Annotated in this window: 15 protein-coding genes; 3 read left to right on the top strand and 12 right to left on the bottom strand. The window is 48.3% G+C overall.

What is annotated here, in order from left to right; all coding sequences use genetic code 11:
• Positions 1-84 precede the first annotated feature (84 nt).
• The 5 genes from rodA to AC1RR2_RS02340 all read right to left on the bottom strand — a co-directional run bounded on the left by rodA (position 85) and on the right by AC1RR2_RS02340 (position 6,150).
• The gene (gene rodA, locus AC1RR2_RS02360) at positions 85-1,194 is read right to left on the bottom strand and encodes a rod shape-determining protein RodA (RefSeq protein WP_493220705.1); all 1,110 of its coding nucleotides are present in this window, start codon (positions 1,192-1,194) and stop codon (positions 85-87) included.
• Position 1,195: 1 nt separating this feature from the next.
• The gene (gene mrdA / locus AC1RR2_RS02355) at positions 1,196-3,367 is read right to left on the bottom strand and encodes a penicillin-binding protein 2 (protein ID WP_493220704.1); all 2,172 of its coding nucleotides are present in this window, start codon (positions 3,365-3,367) and stop codon (positions 1,196-1,198) included.
• A gap of 29 nt (positions 3,368-3,396) precedes the next feature.
• Complete coding sequence (mreD, locus tag AC1RR2_RS02350; RefSeq protein ID WP_493220703.1) at positions 3,397-3,915, bottom strand: rod shape-determining protein MreD; 519 nt, start codon at positions 3,913-3,915, stop codon at positions 3,397-3,399.
• Positions 3,915-4,943 carry a rod shape-determining protein MreC gene (gene mreC, locus AC1RR2_RS02345; protein ID WP_493220702.1) on the bottom strand — a complete coding sequence of 343 codons (1,029 nt, stop codon included), beginning with the start codon at positions 4,941-4,943 and terminating at the stop codon, positions 3,915-3,917. The genes mreD and mreC overlap by 1 nt, the downstream gene beginning before the upstream one ends.
• A gap of 163 nt (positions 4,944-5,106) precedes the next feature.
• A complete protein-coding gene (locus tag AC1RR2_RS02340; protein WP_186916616.1) occupies positions 5,107-6,150 on the bottom strand; it encodes a rod shape-determining protein in 1,044 nt (347 codons plus the stop codon).
• A gap of 633 nt (positions 6,151-6,783) precedes the next feature.
• On the opposite strand from AC1RR2_RS02340, the gene gatC reads away from it, so the two are divergent.
• From gatC to gatB, 3 genes are all read left to right on the top strand, one after another.
• Positions 6,784-7,086, top strand: coding sequence for an Asp-tRNA(Asn)/Glu-tRNA(Gln) amidotransferase subunit GatC (gene gatC / locus AC1RR2_RS02335; RefSeq protein WP_493220701.1), 303 nt, complete (start codon positions 6,784-6,786; stop codon positions 7,084-7,086).
• Between the two features lie 105 nt (positions 7,087-7,191).
• Complete coding sequence (gene gatA / locus AC1RR2_RS02330; RefSeq protein ID WP_493220700.1) at positions 7,192-8,646, top strand: Asp-tRNA(Asn)/Glu-tRNA(Gln) amidotransferase subunit GatA; 1,455 nt, start codon at positions 7,192-7,194, stop codon at positions 8,644-8,646.
• Between the two features lie 196 nt (positions 8,647-8,842).
• Positions 8,843-10,315, top strand: coding sequence for an Asp-tRNA(Asn)/Glu-tRNA(Gln) amidotransferase subunit GatB (gatB, locus tag AC1RR2_RS02325; RefSeq protein ID WP_493220699.1), 1,473 nt, complete (start codon positions 8,843-8,845; stop codon positions 10,313-10,315).
• Between the two features lie 280 nt (positions 10,316-10,595).
• Here gatB and AC1RR2_RS02320 read toward each other — a convergent pair whose 3' ends face one another.
• From AC1RR2_RS02320 to AC1RR2_RS02290, 7 genes are all read right to left on the bottom strand, one after another.
• Positions 10,596-11,948, bottom strand: coding sequence for a TolC family outer membrane protein (locus tag AC1RR2_RS02320; protein WP_493220698.1), 1,353 nt, complete (start codon positions 11,946-11,948; stop codon positions 10,596-10,598).
• A gap of 2 nt (positions 11,949-11,950) precedes the next feature.
• Positions 11,951-13,306 carry an HlyD family type I secretion periplasmic adaptor subunit gene (locus tag AC1RR2_RS02315; RefSeq protein ID WP_493220697.1) on the bottom strand — a complete coding sequence of 452 codons (1,356 nt, stop codon included), beginning with the start codon at positions 13,304-13,306 and terminating at the stop codon, positions 11,951-11,953.
• Positions 13,307-13,308: 2 nt separating this feature from the next.
• The gene (locus AC1RR2_RS02310) at positions 13,309-15,297 is read right to left on the bottom strand and encodes a type I secretion system permease/ATPase (RefSeq protein WP_493220696.1); all 1,989 of its coding nucleotides are present in this window, start codon (positions 15,295-15,297) and stop codon (positions 13,309-13,311) included.
• A gap of 569 nt (positions 15,298-15,866) precedes the next feature.
• Positions 15,867-17,126 carry a glycosyltransferase family 4 protein gene (locus AC1RR2_RS02305; RefSeq protein ID WP_493220695.1) on the bottom strand — a complete coding sequence of 420 codons (1,260 nt, stop codon included), beginning with the start codon at positions 17,124-17,126 and terminating at the stop codon, positions 15,867-15,869.
• Between the two features lie 62 nt (positions 17,127-17,188).
• Positions 17,189-17,806 (bottom strand): hypothetical protein, encoded by a 618-nt coding sequence (locus AC1RR2_RS02300; RefSeq protein ID WP_493220694.1) that lies wholly within the window; start codon positions 17,804-17,806, stop codon positions 17,189-17,191.
• Positions 17,807-18,021: 215 nt separating this feature from the next.
• Positions 18,022-19,614: a glycosyltransferase gene (locus AC1RR2_RS02295; RefSeq protein WP_493220693.1), complete on the bottom strand. Its 1,593-nt coding sequence runs from the start codon at positions 19,612-19,614 to the stop codon at positions 18,022-18,024.
• A gap of 960 nt (positions 19,615-20,574) precedes the next feature.
• On the bottom strand, positions 20,575-21,108 hold a 534-nt coding region (locus AC1RR2_RS02290; RefSeq protein ID WP_493220692.1), incomplete at its 5' end, for a hypothetical protein.

Raw genomic sequence — 21,108 nt, 5'->3', positions numbered from 1 at the left:
ACGAAGAGCAACAAAAATGACCGAAAATGCGCCCTCGGTGCTCAAATAGCGCCTTCGGCGCGCCTAATGGAAAATCTCGGTTCATCAAGACTTCATTAGCTTACGGTTATGTTGCACGCTCATCAAAATGCCCAATCCCATGCCCAATGTCATCATCGCCGTGCCACCAAAACTCATGAAGGGTAGCGGCACACCGACCACAGGCAGAATACCGATCACCATGCCCAAATTCACAAAAGAATAAATAAAGAAAGCGGTGGTCACCGCACCTGCCATTAATCGTGAAAACATGGTCGGTGCATTCGCAGCGATCATCAGCCCTCGCAGTATCAAGAGGAGATACAAGAAAACCAAAAACAAACTACCGATAAATCCAAATTCTTCCAAATACACAGCAGAAATAAAATCCGTCGTGTGCTCAGGTATAAATTCCAAATGCGACTGCGTGCCCTTGGTCCAACCCTTACCGGTCACGCCCCCCGAACCGACCGCGATGGTTGACTGAATGATGTGAAAACCCTTGCCCAAAGCATCTTTGCTCGGATCTAACATCACCATCACGCGATCACGCTGGTAATCATGCAGATGCGGCCAGATCACTGTGGGAATCAGAATCGCCGCTGCCAGAATTAATCCGATTAACAAACGCCATGACAATCCAGCAAAGAAAATAACCGAAAATCCTATGGCGCCCACTAACAAAGTGGTGCCCAAATCTGGTTGTTTTGCAATGAGCGCAGTAGGGATGGCAAGAATCACCGTGGCAATCAAGAAGTCACGCCAACGCAAAGAGCCTTCACGTTTTTGAAAATACCAAGCCAGCATCAAAGGAACCGCGATCTTCAAAATCTCTGAGGGCTGAATCACCACGCCGACGTTGAGCCAGCGGCGCGCGCCTTTCTTAATCATGCCAAACATTGCTACGGCAATTAGCAGAGCGACGCCAAGGGTGTACAAAGGAATCGCAAAACGCATCAAGGTTTGGGGTGGAATATTCGCCACGAACCACATCACAAAAAAGGCAATCACAATATTGCGCATGTGATTTTCCAGACGACCAGGAAAATCCATACCCGCAGAATACATAGTCACGATGCCAGTCGCCACAATCAAAAAAATTAAGATAGACAAAGGTCCATCGAACACGGTGAAGTAGGCACGAATACGTTGCCAATAAACGGCTTTATTATCCATCTTATTTTTTCACCTCCACGGGTTTCTTGTCGGTGGCTGGCGTCGACTTCGCCGGCTGCTTTACTGGGTCTTTTCTATCAACGATGAGCGCATTGTTTTTCTGCACAGTAGGCGCTGGGGCGGGTATCGGCGCTGTTGGTGGCAGGCTTGTTGTCACTGCGGCCGGTTTTTTTTCTTCTGGCTTGGCTGTCGCTTGCGTATCTGACTTAGGGTCCATTGCCCCCGTCGTCGTCACATCTGCATGCTCATGTTCAGCTTCTTCGCCAGCGGCTTGTATTTCGTCCGCCGTGGGTGCGGTCATAGGTACCGGTGTTTTATCTGCCGGCCGTTTGCCTAATATATAGTAATCAAAGGCGCGACGAACGATAGGCGCAGCCGCTTCGGATCCGTAGCCGCCATTTTCTACAATGATCGCGATCGCGATTTTAGGATTATCCAATGGTGCGAACGCGATATACCACGAGTGGTCGCGATGACGTAAGATCGCATTCTTGGTACCATGCTTTTCATTCTTTTTCATCGAGACCACCTGCGCTGTCCCGGTTTTACCGCCGGACAGATAGCCAGCGCCTGCGAACGCCCGCGCTCCAGTTCCCTCTCTCACCACACCTGCCATTGCGTTTTTGATGAAATCAATATTCTCTTGTTTGAGTGGGATGCGATAACTTTCTTTCGGTACGGTTAAAGTGCGGACACGGGTCTGCGGATCTTCAACCATTTTCACTAAATGCGGTTTCATCACTACGCCGTTATTCACCAGATTGGCAGTCGCATGAGCCATCTGCAAAGGCGTGAAGGTATTTTGTCCCTGTCCAATACCAAGAGAAATCGTATCACCCGGTATCCAGCGTTGATTCGCGGTTTTTTTGAAGGTCTCGCGCTTCCATGCAGTCGAAGGCAATAAACCTTTACGCTCATGTTCCAAATCGATACCCGTAATTTGCCCCATGCCAAACTGCTTCATGAAATCATGCATGACATCCACGCCCATGTCATTCGCCAGTTGATAAAAATAGGTATCGCAAGATAAGGCAACTGCGCGATACATATCGACAAAACCATGGCCGCCGGGTTTGTCGTCGCGAAATATCTTATTCCCGAAAGCAAAGAAGCCTGGGTCAGAGATCCCTTGCGTCATGGTGCGCTTACCTAATTCCAATGCGGCCAAAGCCATAAAAGGTTTGAAGGTCGACCCTGGCGAGTAAGCCCCGGTTAAGGGACGATTCAAGAGGGGAATATCTTCTGACGTGTTTAACTCATTCCAACTTTGCTGATCGATCCCTTCGACAAATAAATTCGGATCGTAAGTCGGCATAGAAACAAAGGCCAGGACGTCACCCGTGGCAGGCTCTATCGCCACCATGGCACCGCGCCGTGCGCCAAAGGCTTCCTCTATGACTTTTTGTAACTCGATGTCGATAGATAGAATTAAATTCTTACCCGCAGTTGGAGAATTGCGCGACAAAGTGCGTACCGGCCGGCCACCCGCAGAAACTTCAACTTCTTCAAATCCTGTCGTGCCATGCAATAACTTTTCGTAACTTTTTTCCAGACCTTCTTTGCCTATGTACAAAGTGCCCTTGTAATTCGCTGCATCATCGGCATCGTCAAGCAATTCGGCATCACGTTTATTGATGCGTCCTATATAACCTATGACGTGTGAGGCGGTATCTCCTAATGGATATTGGCGAAACAAGCGCGCCTGTACATCGACACCAGGAAAGCGAAAACGTTGCGCAGTAAAGCGTGCCACTTCCTCGTCGGACAATCGGGTACGAATCGGCAGGCTTTCGAAACTCTTGGACTCTTCTATCAATTTACGCAAACGCTTGCGGTGCTTAGGTTGGATATCCACCAAGGTAGACAATTCATCGATCAGACTATCCAGATCTTTGGTGATTTTTGAGGGCGTAATCTCCAAGGTATAAGCGGAATAATTCCGAGCCAGAATCACGCCATTTCTATCCAAAATCAAACCACGATTGGGCACGATGGAGACTAAGGAGATGCGGTTTTCATCCGCTTTCGTCGCATAGGTGTCATGCTTAATAATTTGCAGCCAGACGAAACGTCCGATCAAAATGCCAAAACAAATAAACGCAAGAACACCGAGCGCGATCAGGCGCACACGAAACAAGTAAAGCTCACGCTCAGTATTTTTTAATTCAGTCATGATTCCTATTTTCGCTTTATCGATGATCGTCAGATCGGGCGAGTATGATCTTTATCAACCGCGCGGCGTTGCGGCGCCAATAAGAGCCAGGTTGCAACTGGCCATAATGCCGTCGTCAAGATACAGCCGAGGAAAAATAACCAACCAGGAAAATGCGCGTCGGTAGATAGTAATAAGCGCACGGCAAGCTGTATTAATTGCACGCCTAAAAACAGGGGGAAAACTTGAAAACTCTGAACCAAAGGTGGGAACCATAACACCCGACGATGAATCGAAATAGCAAAATAGGACAACAGCGTAAACGCTAAAGCATTCTCACCTAAATACACGGCGTCATGCACATCCATCAAAACGCCCATCAAAAATGCGACACCTATGCCCACTTTGCGAGGTTGATGAATACTCCAGAACACCAAAACCAGCGCCACAAAATCAGGCACACCGATCACATTGCCCCAGGGGAAAAGGTTCAACAGAAAAGCAACCAGCAAACTCAGGCCAATAAAGAAGGAATTGGCAGGTAATAAAATATATTGTGGGTGGTTCATTATCGCACCTCCTTAACTGAGGTTGCAGGGACGCTGACGGGTGCGACGTCAACCGCTTTCGGCGGAACTGGCGAGCTCTCTTTATTGGCATCGGCGGGCAGATCCTTAACGGCATCTTTGCTGGAATCCCGTGTCACCTTGCGATTAATTTTTTCTTTCTTCGCCCGGGTTTCTTCCGATTCAGGCGGTGGCAATTTATCGGTATCGACTAACAATATCAACAATTGCTTGTGCTGATCAATACCAGCAACTGGCGCGCACAGCACCACCTCAAATGTCGTGGTCGCCTTATTTTCAATTTGCGCTACCTTTGCCACTTGTAGGCCCGCAGGATAGATACCGTCAATTCCCGAGGTCACCAGAACATCGCCGAGCTGCACGTCAGCATTACTGGTCACGCGCATATCCAGATAAGCAGAGCGCCCGCGCCCATTAATCACACTACGCAAGCCATTACGCTGAACTTGCACTGGTATCGCCTGATTTTTATCGGTCAGCAAAGTCACTTCGGCGGTTAAAGGAAATACCCGCGTCACTTGTCCCACCACGCCATGCTCATCAATCACGGGTTGACTCAAGGCGACGCCGTGCTGTGAGCCTCGGTTTAAGATAATTTTGCGATTATAAACGTCCCGTGCATCGTATAAGATCTCCGCCAGCACGGAAGCACTCGGGGTGCGTGACTTAAGATCAATCAGTTGACGCAGGTGCTCGTTTTCAGTCTGCAATAAGATGGTTTTTTGTACGGTTTGGGTATTATTAATTTGTTCTAACTTAAGCGCAGCCAACTCTTTTTGCAAAGCCGTCGTTGAGGCAAAATAATTCGTCACGTTTTGCACACCATCACGCGGCATCAAGACCAGCATTTGCAATGGATACAGAACCGTGCCGACCACCTGACGCACTCGTACCAGAGAATTAATACGAGAATCAATGAGCAAGAGCGCGATAGAAAGGATGGCGAAGAAGACCACTTTCACACGGGCCGAAGCGCCTTGTTTGAAAAGTGGTGGTGGACTATGTTGCATAGTATGGTGCCAGGTGCAAAGCAATAAGCCAAAAAAAAACTTAAAAAAAGATCTGGCATTATCGTGCGCCAGATCTCAATTTAAATGGTTTTACTTGATCGAACAATCGCGCTAAAAATACTTCATAACGCGATCAGAATTCAAGGCAAAAATGACACAGAAATTATTCGTAGGAGAACAAAGAACCGAGTTTATCCATACGCTCCAAAGCCATGCCCGAACCACGTACCACGCAAGTCAGCGGTTCTTCCGCAACCAGAACTGGCAAACCAGTCTCTTCCATCAATAAACGATCCAGATCGCGCAACAAGGCACCGCCGCCGGTCAGCATCATGCCTTTTTCGGCGATATCTGCACCGAGCTCTGGTGGCGTTTGTTCCAGCGCATTTTTTACTGCTGAAACGATGTTATTCAATGGATCGGTCAAAGCCTCTAAAATTTCATTGCTAGAGATAGTGAAAGAACGTGGAATACCTTCAGACAAATTGCGTCCTTTAACTTCCATCTCTTTAATCTCAGAACCGGGGAAAGCAGAGCCTATCGTTTTCTTAATCGCTTCGGCTGTTTGCTCACCAATCAGCATGCCGTAGTTACGACGGATGTAATTGACAATCGCTTCGTCAAACTTGTCACCGCCAACGCGCACTGAGCCTTTGTAGACCATACCGCCCAGCGAGATCACGCCAACCTCAGTCGTACCACCACCGATATCAACCACCATAGAGCCGGTTGCATCCGACACGGGCAAACCCGCACCGATTGCTGCCGCCATAGGCTCTTCGATCAAATACACCTGTGATGCGCCGGCACCTAATGCGGACTCACGAATCGCCCGACGTTCAACTTGGGTAGAACCGCAAGGAACGCAAATGATGATACGTGGCGAAGGCTTGAAGAATTTGGTGTCGTGCACCATACGGATGAATTGCTTGAGCATTTGCTCGGTCACGGTAAAGTCAGCAATAACACCATCTTTCATAGGGCGAATTGCTTCGATATTGCCAGGTACTTTACCCAACATTTGCTTGGCTTCTTTACCGACCGCTTGTATGGTCTTTTTACCGTTAGGACCGCCCTCCTGGCGTATCGCTACCACGGATGGCTCATCGAGAACGATGCCCTGACCGCGTACATAAATCAAAGTATTGGCAGTACCTAAGTCGATTGCCAAATCATTAGAGAGATAACTACGAAAAAAACCAAACATGTAAATTCCTGTGTATTCTGTGTTGCCGTGTTGTCACGATGTTTTTAAATTAGGACCTACGCAAAACAGACGCTGGCGTTGTTGTGTTCGCCTCGCCGTGCAAGCGCACTGTCTTCGGCCCCACGTCTAGCCTGCGCAATTTTGCGTAAGTCCTATAAATTACGCAGACTGTCTGCGCAAAAATTCTTTCACTCTGAGTCGAAAACTGAATCACCGAAAAGTCCGTTTTAGTAAGCCTATTTTTGCATTCAGTAAGCGACTTAGAAATCGCAGGCCTGCAAAAACATTTCACCAACAAAATTCCGCACAATTTAAATGAAGATGAACGAAAAAGACTGCCGTTAAACAAAATTTGGCTTATTTTTTCGCATTTATCTGAATTCAATTTCAACTACTTAAATCGCAAATTAAGCGTTCAAACTATGCATCTTCGGCGATTTTAAGAGTATTAACCCGACATTCTACCTTATAATCCTAGAAATCATAGGTAATCCATTAAATTGAATTCAAGTGATTTCCCCGAAGTTTTTTGCGGCACTTTTTGCGGAAATAGCGATGGATTCAAGCCAGATGTCCAGGACAATTTAATTATCATTAACACATTTTTTGGCGCGCCGCTGTGCGTTATAGACCATGTCATTAGAATTAAACGATGTAAAACGTATCGCCAATTTGGCACGATTAGAATTATCCGAAACAGAAGCCGCAAGTACACTAGAAAAACTGAATGGCTTTTTCTCTATCGCCGAACAATTAAAAGCAGTCGATACCACGGGTGTAGCGCCTTTGAGTCATCCAATTGCGACGGTGATGCCAGAAATCTGTCTGCGCCTGCGGGAAGACACTGTCACCGAAAGCAATCATCGCGAAGAATACCAAAAGGTCGCACCAGCGACCCAAGACGGCCTCTACCTGGTACCAAAAGTCATAGAGTAGAGCGCCACATTACCAGCTAATACGAGCAATTTTATGCGTGCCGGCCGCTCAAGTAAGGGTCCGCTGGCATGACGCAACGACACCGAGAATACGCTGAGAAAATCCATGCATACGCACTCCTTGAAACAACTCTCTGCTTTACTGCAAAGTAAGCAAGTCTCCGCAACTGAATTGGCGACGCATTATTTAAATCGCATTGAAGCCAGCAATCTGAATGCCTTCACTCATGTTGATCGCAGTTTGACCATGGCACAAGCCGCCATCGCCGACCTACGATTGGCGCAAGGTGATACAACTGCGCTGACTGGCATTCCTATCGCCCACAAAGATATATTCGTGACGCGCGACTGGCGCTCGACAGCCGGTTCACGCATGTTAGAAAATTATGTCAGTCCCTTTAATGCAAGCGTCGTTGAACTCTTTAATCAAGCTGGCACCGTCACTTTAGGCAAGCTCAATTGCGATGAATTTGCAATGGGTTCCGGCAATGAAAATTCGTATTTTGGTGCTGTCAAAAATCCTTGGGATATCACCGCTGTTCCGGGCGGCTCATCGGGCGGTTCTGCTGCGGCGATTGCGGCACGTTTAGCACCGGCAGCCACTGGCACTGATACTGGCGGCTCGATTCGCCAACCCGCCGCCTTCTGCGGCGTAACAGGTATCAAACCCACTTACGGCAGTGTCTCACGTTTCGGCATGATTGCTTTTGCGTCTTCACTCGATCAAGGTGGCCCGATTGCCCAGACTGCGGAAGATTGCAGTTGGCTGTTAAATGCCATGACGGGCTTCGATGAAAAAGATTCAACCAGCGTGCAACGCGACAAGGAAGATTTTTCACGCAATTTAAATCAAGATATCAAGGGCTTGCGCATCGGTGTGCCTCGCGAATTTTTCGGTGAAGGTCTGGCCAAAGATGTAGAACAAGCTGTGCGCGCGGCCCTGGCAGAATACGAAAAAATGGGCGCAATTCTGGTTGATATTTCTCTGCCAAAAACCGAGTTATCAATACCCGTCTATTACATCATTGCACCAGCCGAAGCCTCGTCCAATCTAAGTCGCTTTGACGGTGTGCGTTATGGTCACCGCGCTGCAGAATATAAAGACTTAAACGACATGTATCGCAAGACGCGCACTGAAGGTTTTGGTGACGAAGTCAAGCGCCGCATTTTGACTGGCGCTTACGTTTTATCGCATGGCTATTACGATGCTTACTATTTGCAAGCACAAAAGATCCGCCGCTTAATCGCGCAAGATTTCCAAGCAGCGTTTGAACAGTGTGATGTGATTATGGGGCCCGTTGCCCCGACGGTTGCGTGGGATCTCGGCGATAAATCGGACGATCCGGTTGCCAACTACTTAGCCGACATTTTCACTTTATCAACCAGCTTAGCGGGCTTGCCTGGCATGTCGATACCTTGCGGTTTCGGGCAAGGTGAAAAGAATAGTAAACGCCCGGTTGGTTTGCAGATTATTGGTAATTATTTTGCAGAAGCGAAGTTGCTCAACGTCGCACATCAATTTCAGCAGGCGACGGATTGGCATACGAAATCACCAATTTAAGTATTTGTATATTTTAAAGCCTCTCAACACAGAGACACGGAGGAAAAGCAAAAACGAGAAAATTTTTATCGATGCGCCAATCTGGTTTCGAGCAACATCAAATACCATCGGCATTTTCGTATCATTAGATCCACTCTTGTTTTTCTCGGTGCCTCTGTGCCTCTGTGTTGAGAGGTTTTCAATTTAAGGATTTATTATGCAATGGGAAGTCGTAATCGGTTTTGAGACGCACGCACAGCTCAAAACCAACTCAAAAATTTTCAGCGGTTCGTCCATACAATTTGGCGCGGAGCCGAATACTCAAGCAAGTCCGGTCGATCTGGCCTTGCCCGGTGTCTTACCCGTGATGAATAAAGGCGCGGTAGAGAAAGCGATCCAGTTCGGCCTTGCTGTTGGCGCCACCATCGCCCCCGAATCCATCTTCGCGCGCAAAAATTATTTCTACCCTGATCTACCTAAAGGCTATCAAATCAGCCAATTTGAAATCCCGGTCGTGCAAGGTGGCACGGTCACTTGTGTGGTGGAGAAAGATGGCAAGTCTGAGGTCAAAGTCATCGAACTCACACGCGCCCATCTGGAAGAAGACGCTGGCAAATCGCTGCATGAAGATTATCAAGGCATGACGGGCATCGATCTCAATCGAGCTGGTACGCCGTTATTAGAAATCGTCACCGAACCCGTCATGCGCAGCGCCGCGGAAGCGGTCGCGTATGCCAAAGCTTTGCATTCTTTAGTCATGTGGCTGGACATTTGCGATGGCAATATGCAAGAAGGCTCCTTCCGTTGCGATGCCAATGTGTCGGTGCGTCCGGTTGGTCAAAAAGAATTCGGCACACGTTGCGAAATCAAGAATTTGAACTCTTTCCGCTTCTTGGAAGAAGCGATCAATATCGAAGTACGTCGCCAAATCGAATTGATCGAAGATGGCGGCACGGTAGTGCAAGAAACCCGACTCTACGATCCAGATCGCAAAGAAACGCGCTCTATGCGCAGCAAAGAAGATTCGCAAGATTACCGTTATTTCCCAGACCCAGATTTGCCACCGTTGCGCATCAGTCGTGAATGGGTAGAGCAAGTACGCAGCACCATGCCTGAACTACCGACGGCGATGCGTGAGCGCTTTATAGCGCAATATGGTTTATCTGATTACGACGCGATGATCGTTACGCAGTCGAAAGCCATGGCGGCGTATTTTGAAGCCGCAATTGCGGCCTCACCTGCAGGTGACAAGCCGGCTCAGGCAAAACAAATTGCCAACTGGTTGATGGGCGACGTCTCTTCGACCTTGAATCGCGAAAACATGGACATCACTAGCATCCCAGTCAATGCCGCCCAACTCGCCTTATTATTGCAACGCATCTCCGATGGCACCATTTCCAACAAGATCGCGAAGGAAGTCTTCGCGGCCATGTGGCAAGCGCCATCAGCCGACGTTAATCTAGCCGATCAAGTGATCGATGCCAAAGGCCTCAAACAGATTTCCGATGTCGGGGCGCTGGAAAAGATTATCGATGAAGTGATGGCAGCGAATCAGCAATCGGTCGATGAATATCGCGCTGGTAAAGAGAAGGCGTTTAATGCCTTGGTCGGTCAGGCGATGAAGGCGACTAAGGGCAAAGGTAATCCGGCCCAAGTCAATGAACTGCTGAAAAAGAAATTAGCAGGCTAAGACCAAACTTGGAAATTAGCGTCAAAAAAACGGGATTCGCGTACAAGCGAATCCCGTTTTTTTCTTGCCAAGAGTCTTTTCAAGTCTTACAAAGGGACACTTACTTAAACCGAGATTTTCATTAGGCGCGCCGAGGGCGCTATTTGAGCGCCGAGGGCGTATTTTCGGTCATTTTTGTTGCTCTTCGTTGCCAATAGCTCGCTATTGGCGCCTCATTCGCACCAAAACTGCCTAGAAAAGTGCATCCCTCGTCATCTCAAATCCTAATAGAAAATCTCGGTTAATTCGAAGCGAAGAAATTAGACACGATTTGCAAGTCGTCCATAGTGGCCGTACCTGCAGTCACTTTCAATTTAACGTAACTAACCAAGAAGTTATAACGTGCCTGTGCCAGATCGCGCTTAGCTGTCACTAATTGGTGTTGTGCGTTCAAAGAGTCGAGATTGATACGGATGCCGCCTTTAACACTTTGCTTGGTCGCTTCGACCAATAGACTTGCCGAACTGACCGACTTTTGGAAAGCGTCAATTTTCTGCACACTACTCTTCACACTGCTGTGTTGCTTGCGCAATTCGGTCATTACTTTGTTGCGGACCCCATCTAAATCCGCCAGCGCTTTCTCTTTCTGTGCGACTGACTGTTTATAGACAGCGTTTGCATAACCACCCGAATAAATCGGAATGGTAACTTGCACACCAATGCTGCGGACATTATTGTCCTGAGTGCGGGTCGAAACATTCTCGGACGTACCGTGATTGTAATTGGCGTTTAAGTCCACGCGCGGGGCATGCCCACCTTTGGCTTTTTCAATTTCTTGCGTCGCGATTTCTACGGCCAGTTGAGCTGCCCGTAATTCTGGATTGTTCTTACTTGCGACTAAACGCCAGGATTCAAAATCACCTTGTACTAAGCCATCGACCGAGACATTCTCACGCAGGGAATCAAGCTTCGTAATATCCAGACCGGTAACACTGTTTAGTGTAGTGCGAGCGTTCAACAAATTGTCAGTTGCCTCTATCACCAAAGCCTCTGAGACATCGAGCTTTGCCTGCGTTTCTAACATATCCGTTTTGGTGCCCTCACCTTTTTCAAACAAACGATCATTTACTTTACGTTGTTCAAGGTAGGCGTCGCGCTGAGCCTGATATAACTCCAATTGGTCTTCCGCGTACTTGGCATCAGCATAAGCAGTCATCACACGGATCATCAAATCTTTTGCACGGGCATCGAACTGGGCGTCGCTATATTTAGTCTGTGCCTCACCTTGTTTAAAGCGGGCATAGGTGTCGAGATTAAATAAAGTCTGGCGTACCGAAACGCCCTTGCTAGAACTGCGATAGTCCAGATTCGTCGTTTGCAAGAAACCAAATATACCGGCTGGTGCAGTCGACTCGCCTTTGTTCGCGTAAGTCGAATAACTATACTGAACTTGCGGTAACAGGCCAGCGCGCCCGATTACTTCAAATTGCTTACCCGAGGTATTTTCGGCTTTTGCGCTGCGGTGCTGCGGATCGTTTTGCAATGCGGCCTGATAGGCTTGCAATAAGCTTGTAGCAAACGCGGGTGTCGCCTGCATCATCATGGCAGCGCAACTACTAGCGATCAAGGTTTTTTTCATCCATGTATAACGCATGATTATTCCTCTTTCATCGCACCAGCGGCGCGATTCAATATTGGCTTAAGCAAATAGTTCATCATGGTGCGCTCGCCGGTCTTCACTACCATATCAACCGGCATACCCGGACGAATCTGTAAGTCCGCCAATTTCTTAACACCTTCTGGTGTCACTTCGGCGCGCACCTTGTAGTAAGGCACACCAGTGCGTTCGTCGACAGTACGATCAGCAGAAACATTGGTGACTATCCCTGGAATGTGAGGCGTCGTGGCTGAATTAAAGGCTGAGAAAATCAACTCAACCGGCAAGCCGCTATGTATCTTATCGATGAGGTTCACCGGCAATTGACCTTCTACGATCAAGGCATCGCTGGCAGGAACCAATTCCATCAATTTAAAGCCGCTAGGTACTACGCCGCCGACAGTGAAAATATTCATGCCCACCACAGTGCCGCCCACCGGTGCCAACACATCGACGTTTTTCAAATCATATTCGAGTGCGGTGATACGGTTTTGCAAAGACTCTGCTTCCTTTTGCACATCGGATAACAGCGTACGCACTTCTTTTTGATAGTCTTGTTGACGTTGTGCCTTACGCAAATTTAACTCACTAATTTGCTTGGTTAAACGTCCCATGTTGCCGATATCTTCCGACACCGAACCATTCACTTGGGCATAGGTACGCTCCAACTCAAGCAAACGATTCCGCGCGATATAGCCTTCTTTTGCCAAGTCACGGACACCGTCTAATTGCTCTTTCAGAATCTGTTGCTGTTGCTTTTTGCTCAGCATAGACTCTTGCAAACCACTTAATTGAGATTGCAAACCAGCGGCACTTGCATCAGCCGCCGCCATCTCATTGAATAAAGACGATTGGCGGGTTGCGAATAACTGTTGTTGTAAAGCGATTGCATTTGCCACGCGCAGATCCTGCTTCTCTTTCAATAAGACAGCTGGAAAACTAACGCTCTTAGCATTTTCACGTTCAGCCAATAAGCGCGCTTCGGTGGCCTTCGCGGCATAATATTGTGAACGAGCCACTTCTAAAGCCGACTTCGCCGCAGTCGCATTCATGCGGACTAAGACCTGACCTGATTTGACCTTTTCACCATCTTTGACCAAGATCTCATCAATCGTGCCGCCTATTTGATGCTGAATCATCTTACGGTTGGAAGCAACCGCGACGGTGCCTTGCATAGGTACACCTTGATCGAGTGGTGCGAATGAGGCCCACACAACAAAACCAAGCACAAAGACCAAAACAATCACCCAACCCAGTCGCGAATACGAACCCGTATCCGTGTTCAAATCCAGGACTTCAACCTGACTCGATGCGACATCGGTCACATCACGTGTTTTTGCAATTAAATCATTCATCATTATTCCTTTTCTTCAGCTGCGGCCTGAATGCGCGCTTGCGTATCCTCGGGTGGCTCACTAGCGGCAGCAGTCGGTGCCGGGCTTTGCTCTGCGACGTGGATGGCAGCTGCTTGCTGTGCTGCTTGCTGAGCGGCTTGTTGCACTATTTGTTGCCGCGCCAGAGCTTGTTGTTGTGCCGCCTGTTGCTGCGCCGCTTGCTGTTGCGCTGCTTGCTGTTGCGCTGCCTGTTGTTGCGCTGCTGCCTGCTGCTGTGGCGTCATTGCCGCTTGTTGCGCTGCGATCGCTTGCTGTTGGGCTTGTTGTTGCGCCTGCTGCAAAGCTTTCAACACTTCATCACGAGGACCAAAAGCCTGAGCTGTGCCATCACGCAATACCAACAACTTAGTGGTGACGCCCAATACCGACGGACGATGGGTGATCAAAACGATGGTTTTACCACGTTGACGTAAATCGTTAATGGCTGCCACTAAAGCCTGTTCACCGGCCTCATCCAGATTAGAATTTGGCTCGTCCAACACCAACAATGACGGGTCATCGTACATGGCACGCGCCAAGCCGATACGTTGCTTCTGACCGCCAGACAAACCCGATCCGGCTTCACCTAATGGTGTGTCATATCCTTTAGGGAAATGCAAAATCAAATCATGCACACCCGCACGTTTCGCCGCAGTAATGACTTTTTCTGAATCAATATCGCCAAAACGTGCGATATTTTCAGCTACCGTTCCTGCAAACAATTCTATATCCTGAGGCAAATAACCAATGGCAGGCCCCAACTGATCTTTGTTCCATTGGTAGATATCAGCACCATCCAAACGCACCTTACCAACGGCTGATGGCCAAACACCCACCAACAAACGCGCTAAGGTTGATTTACCAGAACCTGAAGCACCAATGACGCCCATCACATCACCGGGTTGCAAGGCCAGTGTCAGACCTTTAATAATTGCGACTGTCGATCCTGGTGGCGCCGCTGTCACAGCTTCCACGGAAACATGTCCCATTGGCTTGGGCAATTCCATACCAGCTTCACGCACTGGGTTATTCGACAATAATTCATTTAAACGCTCATATGCGCTCTTGACCGAACTCCACTGCTTCCAAACACCAATCAATTGGTCAATCGGACCGGTTGCTCTGCCCAATAAGATAGAACCAGCAATCATCATCCCTGGAGTCATTTTATTTTCTATCACTAACAACGCACCCACACCGAGCACCAGGGATTGCACTGAAATCCGGACGAACTTACTTGCTGCAGTTACCATGCCTGACTTTTCACTGGCTTCGGCTTGTAAGTTTAAGAATTTCGCATGCAGTTTGTACCAACGTGCCATCAAGTTTGGCAACATGCCCATCGCTTCAATGACTTCTGCATTGCGCAAATTATTCGTCGCCAGATTACTCGACATAATGGCCATAGTATTAGCTTCAGCTAAAGGTTTTTTCGACACTCGCTCGTTCACATAGGCCAAAATTACCATGATAATCACTGCAACTAAGGCAAATAGACCGAGATAAACGTCAAACATGAAAATCACGGCCAGATAGATCGGAGCCCATGGTGCGTCAAAGAATGCAAACAAGCCATTGCCAGTCAAGAATTGGCGAATCTGCGTCAAATCTTGCAGCGCTTGTCCGGCATTGCCACCACCGCGTTTTAAGTTTTGCTCAAAAGCGGCTGTGTAGATACGCTTATTCATTTGCATATCGAGCTTGGCACCCAGGCGTATCAATACAAAGCTGCGAATAAATTCTAAGGCACTCATGAAGCCATAAGCGCCTAACATCAGCAGTGTTAACATCAGCAAAGTGGTTTCATTGCGACTTTGCAAAACCCGGTCATATACCTGTAGCATGTACAAGGACGGTACCAGCATCAATAGATTGATAATCGCACTAAACACACCAACGGTCTTGAATGTGCCTTTGAAAGTCGTCAAAATATCGACGAGTTCATTTTTGGGGAGTTGAAATTTAGATTTCATAATTTATTTCTGCATACAGCTGTATGCGCTTATCGTATTTCTCGAAAAGTCAAAAGTACCTAGGGTCTAATTTCGCAAAGAAAATTAAAAAGTCTTGCATTATCCATGGTAGCCAACATTAAAAATGTGACGTACATCACATTTTTAATGATACTACCTTTGGGTTTCGAAATCTACAAAATATTTTTTGTAACATTTTGAAAGACTCAGGGCTGTGGTTCTGACTAAATTTTGTTTAGGAGGAAGGAGCTAATTGCGCTTAGTTGGCGTTGCGATCTTGTGTAAATAGACTTTTCAATGCAGCGCGGTACAAGCCGCGCCGTCAACCCATCGAGAATCTGAGCAGCGCGGGTTGCACTCCATAGGCGCTAACCAAAATCAGAAAGTCAAAACCAAAACCTCTCAACACAGAGGCGCAGAGAAAGGCAGGAGAAGGCTAATATTATCCAATTTTCTTCAGCTAGACATTTCCTCTGTGCTTTCTCTGTGTCTCTGAGCCTCTGTGGTTAGTGGTTTTAGAATTTGGCTAGCGCCTATGGGGTTGCACCCGCACTACGAATTTGCCTAATTTAATCCTTGTTAGCACCAGTCCCTATCGAATGAAGAATTGCATCGACCCAGGCTAGCTGTTGCGGTAAGCATTTTGTCTTTAAGTCGTAATGTTCGCGGGCAAACTGTCTGGCGTTCTTACCTAATTGCATACGTGTTGCCGGATCTTCTAATAGCGCGATGGCTTTTTTGGCTAAAGCGTCTACATCAAAAAAATCAACCATACAGCCATTCACGCCTTCAGTAATTACCTCGCGCAAAGGCACGGTATCACTGGCGAGAATTGCGCATTCTGTACTCATTGCTTCCAGCAAACTCCAGGACAATACGAATGGGTAAGTTAAATACACATGCAAACTGGAGACTTGCAACAGACGGATGAAGCGTGGGTAGGCAATTTTTCCGACAAAATGCACGCGCGCCAGTTGTTCGGCGCTCAGTTGTGGACTGACTTCATCTAGGAATATTTGCTTCCAAGTTTGTCCGTTATCAGGTTTAGCGCCATAGCTCACGTCATCACCGCCTACGATCACGACCTTGGCCTGTGGCCGCGCCTGCAAAATTTGCGGCAGAGCGCGCATAAAAATATGGTAGCCGCGATAGGGTTCTAAGTTGCGATTCACAAAAGTGATTACTTCATCGTTTTTGCTCAAAGTATGGGTTTCATCCAAATCGAATATCGCAGCATCATTGCGGCAAATCACATTGGTATCAATGCCGTCGTGAATGACACTAATTTTGTCTCTAAACGGCATTGGGAACGTGCTCTGCTGCCAGTGCGTTGGCGAAATGCCTGCATCGGCAATATCAAAGTGCAGATAATTATTATTATTTTTGAGCACCATGCGGCAAGCATCTTCGACTGAGCTACGGGGAAACTCAGGATCAAAGCCCATGTCCTGACCTTCTGCATGATAAAAAAACTCACAGTAAATCGCTAATTTGACCTCAGGCCACACCTGCTTAACAAACAAACTCTCGCCCCAACCCGGATGGGCAATGATGAGGTCAGGTTGATAGCCTTCTTCCTTCAGCTTGAGCATTGCATGAAACATCGCCTCAGCGCGTATGGTTTTTGCTTCCATATCGATCAGCCAAGGATGAATTTTCGGTGTTGAAAAACGTTTTGGATAGTAAGTATGGAGAGTCAGATTGGGAGGCGAAGTCACCTCTTTGGCCGACATCACTGTCGCAGCGACCTGATGACCTCTTGCGATTAATGCTGGCACTAAGTGCTTAAATTGACCTGGGAAATTTTGATGGATAAATAGAATTTTCATACCAATTTTCTTCAATTTCTTAAAAATGAGGCGGGGTGAGGTTTGTATTTTTGAAGATGGACTTATTGTCCGTTATAGAGAACCACATCACCCGGTCCGACGTTTGCTCTGTCATAGTAGACCGTGTACCAGACCGGACCGGTGCCACAGCTAGCGGGCGCGACCACGCTTGGTACGGTGCTTTGTGACACCACATTCATACCAATACGATAAATCAAATGCCCCTCATAAATTTGCCCGACACCGTTTTCGTCTTGATAGACGGCATACGAGCCAGTCGAGCCATAGCCCGCTAAACCGCCACCGGTCGCCCGGCAAACCGCTCGGGTCAAAGGGTGAAAGCGATTATCGTAGGGAATACTCGTACCTTTCCAGCGCAGATTGGTTACCAGCCCCTTATTCGGCCCTTCATCAATCAATAGAGTAGTTGGGCTGGTCTCAGCGAGTAGCGCCTGAAACACCGCAGCCACATTCCAGCTAGTCTCAGAAATCTGTTTCATCGTCACGGGGTCGATGACCCGTGCTGATTTTTCGCCGTTACCCCAGGCCATCTTCCAATTCGCCCCCACGCCAGAAGGCAAAGAAGGATTAGGTGCAACGTCGACCGGAGCACTATTGCCGCCGCCACAGGCACTCAGTAAGAATAAAAGAGATGAAAGATAAATGGTCTTTAAGGACATGTTTTTGATTCCAATCTAACAGCGGCACAATTTTGCATACCCCTGAGAAATTTAATAGTAGCGAAGCAAGCCTTGAGTTGAGCAGTGCATCTGTTAGGAATCAACGGCAAGGCCAGAGCGCGCAGTATAACAGACTGATATGTGCCAATGTCCCCGTCATTATGGTTATCAGCAGGGCGCTACTTGGCTCAATACTTAGCTCAAAAATCCGCCCGCTATTTAGCTAAATCCCGAACGCTGCGCTCACGCTGTTCTCTAGCCAACATGATCGCTTGCTGCAGTACAGGCCCTGCTTGAGCTACATTCAGGTGAGTGTGAAAATGCTGTTGCTGACTTTTGCCCACGGCCTTTCTTAAGGATGGGGACTGCATTAGCGCATGCAAACGCTGGACATACCTAGTCACGGTCTCGCATGCGCCCCATGTCGGATCGGCACCCAGCTTGTCACCACCGTCGCCGCCATGGCTACCGCTCAGAGCAATCACCGGCAATCCCTGCTCCATGGCTTGTACCACGCTCATGCCGCCACCCAAGCGCGGCGGGTTTATGTAAATATCGCAAGCCGCCATCAGCGTCGGCAAATCATGCACATGCGGCAACACCACACATTGCGCTGCCAAGCCATGCTCAATTAGCTTCTCACCTACCGATTCGTCTCCTGCCAATACCCAGCGTGCCTGGCTATTGGCGCGCAGCACGGTGGCAATTTCATGCAACCATTCGCTCGTGCACTCTTGACGCAAACGGTAACCAGCCGACATCAGCACGATATGTTGCCGCGTCAATCCCAAATCAGCGCGGTCAATCGCGCTTGCCATTCCGCGTGCCGGGAAGCGCTGGCTGTGCGGGATCACTTGTGGCAACGGCAGGCTAGACGCCCACGGACTCGTAGAGCTCAACGTGGTTTGCGGTTGCAGGGCGACATCAAGTGCTTGCAAGGGCAAGACGGCGTGCACAGAAACGCCGATTTGCGGCGCCAGAGCGCGTAAGCGGGCGGCCAATACACTAAAAAATCCTATCATTAACACGGCAGCGGGCTGCAAAGACTTTGCCCGCGCCTCTAACGCCAACACTCTGCTCCAGATGGGCGTGGCTGGGTCGGCCAAGTAGATTTGTAGGCCAGGAGGTAATTTGCCTGCCCATGCCTGCAAGCCAGACGTGGGCACATTGATACTATTCCAAGTCCCGACGCCTATCCATTTTGCGATATCGGCGTTTTGATGTTCTTGTGCGCACATCATATGAACTTCAAAACCCTGCGCTCGCAAGGCTGCTGCGTGACCTAAAGCCATCAAAGTTGGGGCATGACCAGGCATGCCCCATTCGGGTAAGACAATAAGAATAGTCCGTGATGGCGCGGCGGCGAAATTTATCCCCGCGGCTAAATCGGGTGCTACAGGCTCTACAAGGGGCGCCGTAAAGGCGGCCATCAGTTCGGCAGTGCGCGCAGCGAGCAGATGCTGCACGAAAGTTTGATGGTTATCGGTCTTGCTGACCGCGTCATGCCAATGATAGCTAAGCGCAGCCATCCATTGTTCCGGCCTGAGCGGCTTGCAGTTTTTGAGATGCTGTACCGAGGCGGCTAAATGAGCTAGATCCCGTGTCAGTGCATACAGCATTAATTGGCGAAAGTATTCCCCCTCAGATCCACGCAACTCCAATTGGCGAATCGGCGCTAAGTAGGCGTTTCTCAAAGCCAGATCGGGTTCTGCGGCCAAAGCGATATGCAACTGTTGCCAGTGTTCGGGATAAGCTGGTGCGTCTGCGATGCGCTTGAGTAAATTATCTGTAAGGGTGTCTGAAACCATAAGCACGCAGTCAGTAATAAAAAATGGTGTGCTAGGATAACTGGAATAAATGGTTCAGATCAAATTAAACCTTCGCCGTTACCATCTTCGCTCCAGTCAACTAGTCTACCCACTCTTCCAAAGTCATTCGGCGTCTCGTCATATTCGCTGATTTCTTCTCAAAGCGACTGTTACCAAATACACTCTTCGTTCATGGAAGCGCGGATAGTCTCTAACAATTCGGCATTGACAGTGCTATTAAAAAGGTCGAGACAATTGACTTACCTCTACAATGCATCGCTAACTAAAGCAAGACAGCAAGAATGTGGCGTACTCAACGCCAATTCTCTTGCAAGTGCATTATCTGGTAGATCTACTAGACTTAGCCTGATGGTTGCATCACCATTCCCGCTCGCACTGGTTTCAATTCAATATAGCGATGTTGCTGCAAAAGATAGGCTCCTGCAGCTGCAGGCAAGACCTGAATCTGCCTTCCCACAAGGTGCCTGTGCGTTTATAGCTAAAATTGAAGAACGCATATACTACCGCCCGACTGCTTGCTTCAAAAGGCTAAGCCGATTATCGGCTCTCGTCGTGCACAGCAAATGCCCATGATTCTTCATTAAGACCCAAGGGTGCAAGTCCGCCTGAATCTTTTTTTGCATACTCCTTCAAGCAATTGGCAGAAACAGCAAGATCCTGCTCACTCGCAAAAAAAACTTGTCTATTGTTTCCACGTTGAATTACCTGCTGGGGAATGCCGACTTGGCACACTCTCGGTAGTCTCGCCATCTTCCACGCCATTCACATCGCCTCAATATCGCAAGTGTAGTTGAGAGTTAATTTGTTCTGGCTCCAGTTATCTCAGTTTTCAAAACAAGGCTCACCCAAAAGAAAACCCCCAACATCCTCGCGGATGTTGGGGGTTTTTCATTTATGAAATTTCTTCCCACCAGAGTGAGAAGAAATTACAAACTACGATTAGAACGTGAAGTTACCATAGACTGGAGGTTGTACTGATGTACCAATCAATGCCACTGCAACGTCAGTTGCTGGATCAAACGTGTTGTTTCCGTCATTGTTCTGGATGACGTAGTACACATTATTACCAGCGAGTGATGCACCGGTCAATTGAATGATGAATGTATCACCAGAAACTTGCCAAGCACCAGCTGCGTGCTGAACTAGACCGTTTGCAACAGCAGTTGCCAAGTCAGTGTTCAAGTCAGTAACAGTTGCACCTGTAGAAGCAAAAGCAGTAACAACGTTGACATCGCGTGCTGGACCAGAAGCTGAAGCAATCGCAGCACCTGGAGTATAGCCACCACCATTCGCAGGATCGGAGAAGAATGGCATGAAACCGAGGTTCAAGAAGTCTGTTGCACTGAAGTCAGTGATCACATCCAAACTTGAAGTACGAGAAGCCGTTACGTTAAACGTATCGTTACCTGCACCACCGGTCATACTATCAGCACCGTTACCACCGACCAGTGAATCATTGCCAGATCCACCAGA

The sequence above is a fragment of the Undibacterium sp. GW821-FHT11H02 genome, assembly GCF_058808015.1.
Note: the sequence above shows the minus strand (reverse complement) of the source record. Positions and strands in the feature narration are given on the sequence as shown.